At 69.7% G+C, this 8898-nt stretch carries 7 protein-coding genes; all 7 read right to left on the bottom strand.

The genetic code is table 11. The features are described from left to right. Nucleotides 1-13: 13 nt before the first annotated feature. From Vau01_RS62460 to dnaK, 7 genes are read right to left on the bottom strand one after another with little or no spacing between them, the layout of a single operon-like run. Nucleotides 14-1684 (bottom strand): FAD-dependent oxidoreductase, encoded by a 1671-nt coding sequence (locus Vau01_RS62460; RefSeq protein ID WP_204015091.1) that lies wholly within the window; start codon nucleotides 1682-1684, stop codon nucleotides 14-16. Continuing rightward, nucleotides 1681-2115, bottom strand: a complete 435-nt coding sequence (gene trxA / locus Vau01_RS62455) for a thioredoxin (RefSeq protein WP_204015088.1) — start codon at nucleotides 2113-2115, stop codon at nucleotides 1681-1683. Before trxA ends, Vau01_RS62460 begins: the two co-directional genes overlap by 4 nt. Further along, nucleotides 2108-4723: an ATP-dependent chaperone ClpB gene (gene clpB, locus Vau01_RS62450; RefSeq protein WP_204015085.1), complete on the bottom strand. Its 2616-nt coding sequence runs from the start codon at nucleotides 4721-4723 to the stop codon at nucleotides 2108-2110. Before clpB ends, trxA begins: the two co-directional genes overlap by 8 nt. Beyond that, entirely contained in the window at nucleotides 4714-5046 is a 333-nt protein-coding gene (locus Vau01_RS62445; protein WP_204015082.1) for a chaperone modulator CbpM, read from the bottom strand. Before Vau01_RS62445 ends, clpB begins: the two co-directional genes overlap by 10 nt. Next, nucleotides 5043-6026: a DnaJ C-terminal domain-containing protein gene (locus tag Vau01_RS64975; RefSeq protein ID WP_204015079.1), complete on the bottom strand. Its 984-nt coding sequence runs from the start codon at nucleotides 6024-6026 to the stop codon at nucleotides 5043-5045. The genes Vau01_RS62445 and Vau01_RS64975 overlap by 4 nt, the downstream gene beginning before the upstream one ends. Then, the gene (locus tag Vau01_RS62435) at nucleotides 6026-6565 is read right to left on the bottom strand and encodes a nucleotide exchange factor GrpE (protein ID WP_204015076.1); all 540 of its coding nucleotides are present in this window, start codon (nucleotides 6563-6565) and stop codon (nucleotides 6026-6028) included. Before Vau01_RS62435 ends, Vau01_RS64975 begins: the two co-directional genes overlap by 1 nt. A gap of 5 nt (nucleotides 6566-6570) precedes the next feature. Continuing rightward, nucleotides 6571-8496, bottom strand: a complete 1926-nt coding sequence (gene dnaK, locus Vau01_RS62430) for a molecular chaperone DnaK (protein ID WP_204015073.1) — start codon at nucleotides 8494-8496, stop codon at nucleotides 6571-6573. Between the last annotated feature and the right edge of the window lie 402 nt (nucleotides 8497-8898).

Genomic DNA, 8898 nt, shown 5'->3' with positions numbered 1-8898 from the left:
GTGAGTTCTCCCTTCAGGGTCGGGCCAGGTATTCGTGGATCATTCGTACGGCCATCGCGCCCTCGCCGACGGCGGAGGCCACCCGCTTGATGGATCCACTTCGGACATCGCCCACGGCCAGAACACCGGGGCGGCTCGTTTCCAGGTTTGTGGGCGGCCGACCGGCCCGGGTGTCACCCGCCACGTCCGGACCGGTACAGATGTAGCCACGCGGGTCGAGAGCCAACTGGCCGCGTAGCCAACCGGTGCAGGGCTCGGCGCCGATGAAGACGAACAGCAGGGCCGCTGCCAGCCGGTCGTGCGCTCCGGTGCGGTTGTCCTCGACGACGATGCCGCGCAACTGCCCGTCGTCGCCCTCCAGTTCACGAACCTCCGTGTGCCGCCGCACCGTGATGGCCGGACACTGCTCGACCCGGTCGACCAGGTAGCGGGACATGTCGCGGGCCAGGTCGTCGTGGCGGATCAGCAGCTCGACCCGGGCGGCGTGCCGGGCGAGGAACACCGCGGCCTGGCCGGCGGAGTTGCCACCGCCGACGACGACCACCGGCTCACGCTCGCAGAACCGCGCCTCCATCGCCGTGGCGGCGTAGTAGACGCTGGACCCTTCGAACTCGTCGAGCCGCGGAACCGCGAGCCGCCGGTATCGGGCACCGGTCGCGATCACCAGGGCATGGGTGGTGATCTCGGTCGCGTCGTCGAAGCGCACGGTCTGGAAGCTGTCACGCGCCTCCAGTCCGATCGCCTCGGCGGGCACGCTGATGGTGGCGCCGAACTTCTCCGCCTGGATCACGGCCCGGTCCGCCAGTTCCGCACCGGATATCCCGGCCGGGAACCCGAGGTAGTTCTCGATGCGCGACGAGGTGCCGGCCTGCCCGCCGGTGGCGACGGCGTCCACGACCACTGTGGACAGACCCTCCGACGCGGCGTACACCGCCGCGGCGAGCCCGGCCGGCCCCGCGCCCACCACAACGACATCGGCGAACCGTCCACCGTTCGACCGCCGGCGCAGACCGACGACGCGGGCGAGGTCGGCGTTGTCGGGCTTGCGCAGCACCTGGTTCCCGCGCCAGATCACCACAGGCGTGTCGCCCGGCGCGACGCCGAGCTGCTTGAGGACCTCCGCGGCCTGCGGATCCTCCTCCAGATCGAGCCAGGTGTGCGGAATCCGGTTGCGGGCGGCGAACTCGCGCAGCCGGCGGACGTCCGGCGAATAGCGCGATCCGATGATCCGCATGCCGGCCACCGCGTCGATCAGGAACTCCCGCCGGCACAGGAAGGCCCGCAGGATAAGGTCGCCCAACTTCGGATGCCGGTGGACCATGTCGCGCAGTGCCGGCTGCGGCACCGCGAGCATCTCGCCATCGTCGAGGGCGATCGACGACACGAACGCCGGTTGCCCGGTCAACAGCCCGATCTCGTCGAGGAACCGGCCCGGGCCGTGGACCCTGATCAGTCGCTGGGCCGGCGTGCCGTAACCGTCGTACACCCCCACCTTGCCGGACAGGACCACCAGGAAGTCGCGGTCCCGCTGGCCCTCCGCGATGAGCACCTCGCCCGCCTGCACGGCTTGGCGCCGGCCCGCGGCGCTCAGGTCCCGGATCTGGTCGGCGTCGAGCCGGGGTGACGCGCCGTCCGTGTCCGGCGTCTCGGTGAGGTCGCCGAAGGTTTCGTCCGGCGTGGTCATGGTGACCGCCCCAATGCCTCTTCGACCCACCGGCGCAGCGCGTCGAGCGGCACGGCGCCGGACTGGCGGCTGAGAATCTGCCCGTTGCGCATCACCAGAAGAGTGGGCACCGCCTGCACGGAGAACCGTTCGACGAGCTTCGGGGCGGCGTCGCAGTCGATCTTGACCAGCTTCAGCTCGCCGGCCCGTTCCCGGGCGAGCTGTTCCAGCGCGGGACTGACCATGCGGCAGGGTGCGCACCAGGTGGCCCAGAAGTCCACGAGGACCGGCACGGTGGCCTGCTCGACCGCGCCCGCGAACGAGTCGTCGCCGGCCTCGGCGATCCACGGCAGCGGGCGGTGGCAGTTGCCACACCGGGGTACGCCGGAGGCAACGGAAGGTACGCGGTTTCGGCGTCCGCAGTTCGGGCAGTCGACGACGGGGTCAGCCATCGGAATCGTGCCTCACTACGAGTTCGCCGTTGTCGAGGTCGATACGGATGGTCGATCCGTCGACGATGTCGCCCCGCACCAAAGCGCGGCCGATCCGGGTCTCCACCTCGCGGGCGATGAACCGGCGCAGCGGCCGGGCCCCGTACACCGGGTCGTAGCCCCGGTCGGCGACGAACCGGCACGCCTCGTCGGTCAGCTCCACCGTTATCCGGCGCTCGCTCAACCGGCTGCGCAGATCGTTGAACATCAGGTCGACGATGCGCTGGATCTCCTCGCGGGTCAGCGGCTTGAACAGCACTATCTCGTCAATCCGGTTGAGGAACTCGGGCCGGAAGTGCTGACGCAGGTCGGCCATCACCAGATCGCGGCCCTCCGGTTTGAGCTCGCCGTCCGGGGTCACGCCGTCGAGCAGGTACTGCGATCCGATATTGCTGGTCATGACGATGACGGCATTGCGGAAGTCGACGGTGCGCCCCTGGGCATCGGTCAGCCGGCCGTCGTCGAGCACCTGGAGCAGGGTGTTGAAGACGTCGGCGTGGGCCTTCTCGATCTCGTCGAAGAGCACCACGGAGTACGGCTTGCGACGCACCGCCTCGGTGAGCTGGCCGCCCTCCTCGTACCCGATGTAGCCGGGTGGCGCGCCGACGAGGCGGCTGACGGTATGCCGTTCCTGGTACTCGCTCATGTCGATGCGGACCATGTTGTCCTCGGTGTCGAACAGTGCTCCGGCGAGGGCGCGGGCCAGTTCGGTCTTGCCGACGCCGGTGGGTCCGAGGAAGATGAACGACCCGATCGGACGGCGCGGGTCCTTGATGCCGGACCTGGCCCGGATGACGGCGTCGGCGACGAGTTGTACCGCCTCGTCCTGGCCGATCACCCGCTCGTGCAGGATCTGGTCCAGGCGCAGCAGCTTCTCGCGCTCGCCCTCTTCCAGACGGCTCACCGGGATCCCGGTCCAGCGCGAGACGATGCCGGCGATCTCCTCCTCGGTGACCACCTCGCGGAGCAGTCGGCGCCCGCCCTGCTTGGACGACAGGCGTTCCTCTTCGGCCCGCGCCTTGCGTTCCAGCTCGGGCAGCTTGCCGTGACGCAACTCCGCCGCCCGGTTGAGGTCGTAGCGGCGCTCGGCGTCGGCGGCGTCGTGGCGGACCTGCTCCAGTTCCTGCCGCAGCGCCTGTACCCGGCGCAGCGCCTGACGTTCGGCGTCCCACTGTGCGCGCAGGGCATCGGTCTCGGCCCGTACGTCGGCTAGTTCCTTGCGGAGCTGTTCGAGGCGCGTCCTGCTGGCGGCGTCGTCCTCTGTGGACAGTGCGGCTTCCTCGATCTCCAAGCGGGTCAACCGTCGGGTCAGTTGGTCCAGCTCGGCGGGCATCGAGTCGATCTCGGTGCGCAGCATCGCGCACGCCTCGTCGACCAGGTCGATCGCCTTGTCCGGCAGGAACCGGTCGGTGATGTAGCGGTGGCTCAACTTGACGGCCGCCACCAGTGCGTTGTCGGCGATCTTCACGCCGTGGAAGATCTCCAGGCGTTCCCGCAGCCCGCGCAGGATCGACACGGTGTCCTCTTCGGAGGGTTCCGCGACGAGCACCGGTTGGAAGCGGCGCTCCAGTGCGGCGTCCTTCTCGATGCGCGTGCGGTACTCGTCGATCGTGGTCGCGCCGACCATGTGCAGTTCGCCCCGGGCGAGCATCGGCTTGAGCATGTTGCCGGCATCCATCGCGCCCTCGGCCGCGCCGGCGCCCACCACGGTGTGCAACTCGTCGACGAACAGCAGAATTCGACCGTCCGCCGCGCGCACCTCGCTCAGGACGGCCTTGAGCCGTTCCTCGAACTCGCCGCGGTACTTCGCACCGGCGACCAGTGATCCCATGTCGAGCGCGAACACCGTCTTGTCACGCAAGCCTTCCGGTACGTCGCCATCGGTGATGCGCTGCGCGAGGCCTTCCACGATCGCGGTCTTGCCCACGCCCGGGTCACCGATCAGCACCGGATTGTTCTTGGTCTTGCGGGACAGGATCTGGACGACCCGGCGGATCTCGTTGTCCCGGCCGATGACCGGGTCGAGCTTGCCCGCGCGGGCGTCGGCCACCAGGTCCCGGCCGTACTTCGCGAGCGCCTCGTATGCCACCTCCGGCATCGCCGAGGTGACCCGCTGGTTGCCCCGGATGCTGGTGAGCGCCTGCAGGAAGCCGTCGCGGGTGAGGCCCTCGTCGTGCAGCAACCGGCCCCCCGCGGCGCCGGCGCCCTCGTCGATCAACGCGATGACGAGATGCTCCACCGAGACGTACTCGTCCTTGAGGCGCTTCGCCTCCTGCTGAGCGGTCTCGAACAACCGTGCCAGCCGCGCAGTCACGAGGACCTGACCCGGCGCCACACCGGGCCCGGAGACCCGTGGCCGCCGGCCGAGTTCGGCCTCGAGCCGGGAACGCAACCGGTCCGGGTCGGTGCCGGCGGCGCCCAGCAGGCGGGGCACCAGCCCGTCGGGCTGGTCCAGCAGCGCCAGGAGCAGGTGTTCACCGTCCACTTCGGAGTGTCCGAAGCGCAGCGCCTTGGTCTGTGCGTCGTGCAGAGCTTCCTGCGACTTCTGGGTGAGGCGGTTCAGGTCCACAGCCGGCCTCCGGCAGGTCTGGTCGGTGGCGTACGCAACTGCCGTTCCAGGTCGGCAATCCGGTCGAGCAGGTCGATCACGAGGCCGAGGGACGTGTAGTTGAGCCCCAGACCGACGCGCAGCCGCTGGATTCGGCTCACGTCACGCAACTGGTACAGGGCGAAGGACAGTGCGCCCGCGGCGTCGCGGTGCGGTTCGAGGAGGCCGAGCATCACCAGGCGATGGATCAGCTCGGGGTGTACGCCCGCGTCGCGGGCGAACGATTCGAGATCCAGCCGTCGCGAGCGCTCCGGGCGGCGGATCGGCACGAGTCCGTAGGTCACGTCGGCCTCCGGGGATCGAACGTCGAGACGGCGGCGAGCTGTTCGAACAGCTGCCGTTCGCGGTCGGTGAGCCGCGGCGGAACCGCGATCCTGGCTTCGGCGTACAGCTCGCCGGGTTGTCCGCGCGGGTTGGGCATGCCGCGGCCACGCAGTCGTAGCCGCCGCCCCGACGACGTTCCGGGTGGCACCTTGACCTTCGCCTCGCCGCCCGGCGTGTCCAGCGCGACGGAGGCGCCCAGTGCCGCCTCCCACGGCGTCAGCGGCAGATCGACCGTGATGTCACGGCCGTCGACGCGGTACCGCGGGTCCGGGGCGAGGCGGACGACCAGGTACAGGTCGCCCGCTGTGCCGCCGTCGCCGGCCTGCCCGCCCTGCCCGGCCAGGCGGATCCGCTGGCCGTCGGTCACGCCGGGCGGAATCGTCACCTCGTAGCTGCGACCATCGAGGCTGATCCGCCGCCGCCCGCCCCGGTACGCCTCCTCGACCGACAGCTCCAATTCGGCTTCCTGGTCGGCGCCCGACACCGGTCCCCAGCCGCGCCGGCGACCGCCGAACATGCCTTCGAGCAGATCATCGAGGTCGATGTTCCCGCCCATGTCGGACTGGAACCACACGCCGTCGTCGGGTCCACCGCCGGCCGGACGGCCGGGGCCGCCCGCACCCGCCCGGCCAGGGCCGCCCGCACCTGCCCGGCCACGGGAACCCGCGCCGGCGCGGGCGCGCGCCCACGTCTGCGGATCCACGCCCTCGGGTACCTGCCGGAAGTCCGGGCCGAACGCGTCGTAGCGGCGGCGGGTCTCCGGATCGGAGAGGATGTCGTAGGCCTCGGATATCTCCTTGAACCGCTCCTCGGCGCCCGGGTCCTTGTTGACGTCGGGATGGTAGGTGCGGGCCAGCTTGCGGTACTCCCGCTGGATCTCGTCCTGGCTCGCGCCTCTCGGCACCCCCAGGGTGCGGTAGAAGTCCCGGTCCGGGGCCATCAGCTGTCCTTCGCCACGACCACGGACGCCGGGCGCAGTTGGTGTTCGTCGGTGCCGTACCGCGGGCGTACCACGTGCACGACTGTGCCGGCCGGCGCCTCCGGGCTGGGTACCGCGGCGACCGCCTCGTGCCGGCTCGGATCGAACTTCTCCCCGACGTCGGACTGGCGGGGGAACCCCAGTCGCGCCAGCACTGCGAGCGCCTGCTCCCGGATCGCCCGGACGCCGGAGACGATGCTTTCCGGGTCGCTGTGCGCGTGGTCGACCGCCAGGTCGAGGTTGTCCAGCACGGGAAGCCACTGTGCGGCGAGCCGGGCCCGTTCCTCGTCCCGCTGGGTGGCCGCATCCCGGGCCACCCGTTTGCGGAGGTTGTCGAAGTCCGCCAACGCCCGCCGCCACAGGTCCTCGAGTTCGGAGATCCGCGCGCGCAGCTTCGCCGCGTCGCCGTCGTCCGGTGCCTCCGCGCCGGCCCCGGGCGCCGTGCCTTTTCCCGTCCCGGCCACCGTTGATGGGATCGGCGTGGCCTCCGGCTCAGCCATCGCGCTCACCCGGCGGTGAACTCGGCGTCGATGACGTCGTCGTCACGGCCCGCGCCGGCGCCGGATTGGCCACTGCCGGGCTGCCCGCCGCCGGATTGGCCGCCACCCGATTGGCCGGGCGCCGCGCCGCCCGCCGCGCCGCCCGCCGCGGCGAGACCGTGGTAGACCTGCTGCAGTTCCGACGCCATCGAGCGCAACCGGTCGACCGGTGTGTCATCCTTGAGCGCCTGACGCGCCTCGGAGACCAACATCTCCGCCCGGGCCTTCTCGTGCACCGCGACCCGGTCGCCGAGTTCGTTCAGCCGCCGTTCCACCTGGTAGGCGATCGAGTCGAGCTCGTTTCGGGCCTCGACCTGCGCGCGAAGCCGGGCGTCCTCGTCGCGGTGCTGCTCCGCGTCGGCGATCATGCGGTCGATCTCGGACTTGTCCAATGTGGACGTCTGCGTGATCGTGATCTGCTGCTCGGCACCGGTGTCCTTGTCCCGGGCGGAGACGTTGAGGATGCCGTTGGCGTCGATGTCGAACGTGACCTCGACCTGCGGCTCGCCGCGCGGCGCCGGCCGGATTCCCTCCAGGCGGAAGCGACCGAGGACCCGGTTGTCGGCGGCCCGCTCCCGTTCACCCTGCAGGATCACGATGTCGACCGCGGACTGGTTCTCGTCCGCGGTGGAGAACACCTCCGTGCGGCGGGCCGGAATCGTGGTGTTGCGCTCGATGACCTTGGTCATGATCCCGCCGAGAGTCTCCACACCCAACGACAGCGGTGTCACGTCGAGCAGCAGTACGTCCTTGACGTCGCCCTTCACGACCGCCGCCTGGATGGCCGCGCCGAGCGCGACCACCTCGTCGGGGTTGACCGTCATGTTGGGGTCCTTGCCACCGGTCAGGCGACGGACCAGTGTCTGCACGGCCGGGATACGGGTCGAACCGCCGACCAGGATGACCTCGTCGATGTCGTTCGGGCTCACCTTGGCGTCGGCGAGGGCCTGCTGCACCGGGCCGAGGCAACGCTCGATCAGATCGGCAGTGAGTTGCTCGAACGCGGCGCGGGTCACCGTGGTGTTCAGATGTCGGGGACCATTGGCGTCGGCCGTGATGAATGGCAGATTGATCGTGGTCTGTGTGACCGACGACAGCTCCACCTTCGCTCGCTCGGCCGCCTCGTACAGCCGTTGCAACGCCTGGGGATCGTTGCGCAGATCGATGCCGTTTTCGCGTTGGAAGTCCTCGGCGAGACGGTCGACGATGCGCCGGTCGAAGTCGTCACCACCCAGATGGGTGTCGCCGCCCGTCGCACGGACCTCGACCACGCCGTCACCGACATCGAGCAGGCTCACGTCGAACGTACCGCCACCGAGGTCGAAGACCAGCACCGTCTCATGGCCCCGCTTGTCCAGCCCGTAGGCCAGCGCCGCCGCGGTCGGCTCGTTGATGATCCGCAGGACCTCCAGTCCGGCGATCCGGCCGGCGTCCTTCGTCGCCTGCCGCTGGGCATCGTTGAAGTAGGCGGGCACGGTGATGACCGCCTCGGTCACCTTCTCGCCAAGGAACCTCGACGCGTCGTCGACGAGCTTGCGCAGGATCAGCGCCGACACCTCTTCCGGCGCGTGCAGCTTGTCCCGCACGTTGAACCGCACTCCGCCGTCCGGACCCGGCACGACATCGAAGGTGACGGTCTTGGCCTCCTCCGGCACCTCCTCGTGCCGGCGACCCATGAACCGCTTCGCCGAGTAGATGGTGCCCTTCGGGTTGAGAATCGCCTGGCGCTTGGCCAACTGACCGACCAGCCGTTCACCCTGCTCGGTGAACGCGACCACCGACGGGGTCGTGCGGGATCCTTCGGCGTTGGGGATTACCGTCGGCTGCCCACCCTCCATCGTCGCGATGACGGAATTGGTCGTGCCGAGATCGATACCCACTGCCTTGGCCATTGCCGTGTACCTCCACATGGTGGACCGCTAGCGGCGCGGCGCGCGCTTCCGCTCGACACCGCCGGCCAACTGCCGGCGAGGATGCGTCTGGTAGTTCCATCCCATCAGCCGCACCCGGAACTAGCTATTGGTACGATTACCGATAGCTAAAGCAGAGTCAGCTCGTGGGCACGGCGAACGGCTGCGCGTCGGCCTGTCACGACCAACTTCCGGTCGATGTTGCGGACGTCAGACGCGCCGGATCTGCCAACCTCCATGAATGGTCAACGTCCGGTACGCCGTCTCGTTCTGTGGCTCTCGACTTGCGGTGGGGAAGCATCGGCTGTCTGCTTGAACCGTCACGCTCTGGTAGATGGGTCGGTTCCGCGATCAACCACATCACAGTGTGGCGTGGGGGTGGCC

It is taken from the genome of Virgisporangium aurantiacum, assembly GCF_016863635.1.
GTDB lineage: Bacteria > Actinomycetota > Actinomycetes > Mycobacteriales > Micromonosporaceae > Virgisporangium > Virgisporangium aurantiacum.
Note: the sequence above shows the minus strand (reverse complement) of the source record. Positions and strands in the feature narration are given on the sequence as shown.

Excerpts from the sequence above, each read along its gene's own strand:
- trxA (WP_204015088.1), bottom strand. The coding sequence starts at position 2,115 with ATGGCTGACCCCGTCGTCGACTGCCCGAACTGCGGACGCCGAAACCGC.
- Vau01_RS62435 (WP_204015076.1), bottom strand. The coding sequence starts at position 6,565 with ATGGCTGAGCCGGAGGCCACGCCGATCCCATCAACGGTGGCCGGGACG.
- Vau01_RS64975 (WP_204015079.1), bottom strand. The coding sequence starts at position 6,026 with ATGGCCCCGGACCGGGACTTCTACCGCACCCTGGGGGTGCCGAGAGGC.
- Vau01_RS62460 (WP_204015091.1), bottom strand. The coding sequence starts at position 1,684 with ATGACCACGCCGGACGAAACCTTCGGCGACCTCACCGAGACGCCGGAC.
- dnaK (WP_204015073.1), bottom strand. The coding sequence starts at position 8,496 with ATGGCCAAGGCAGTGGGTATCGATCTCGGCACGACCAATTCCGTCATC.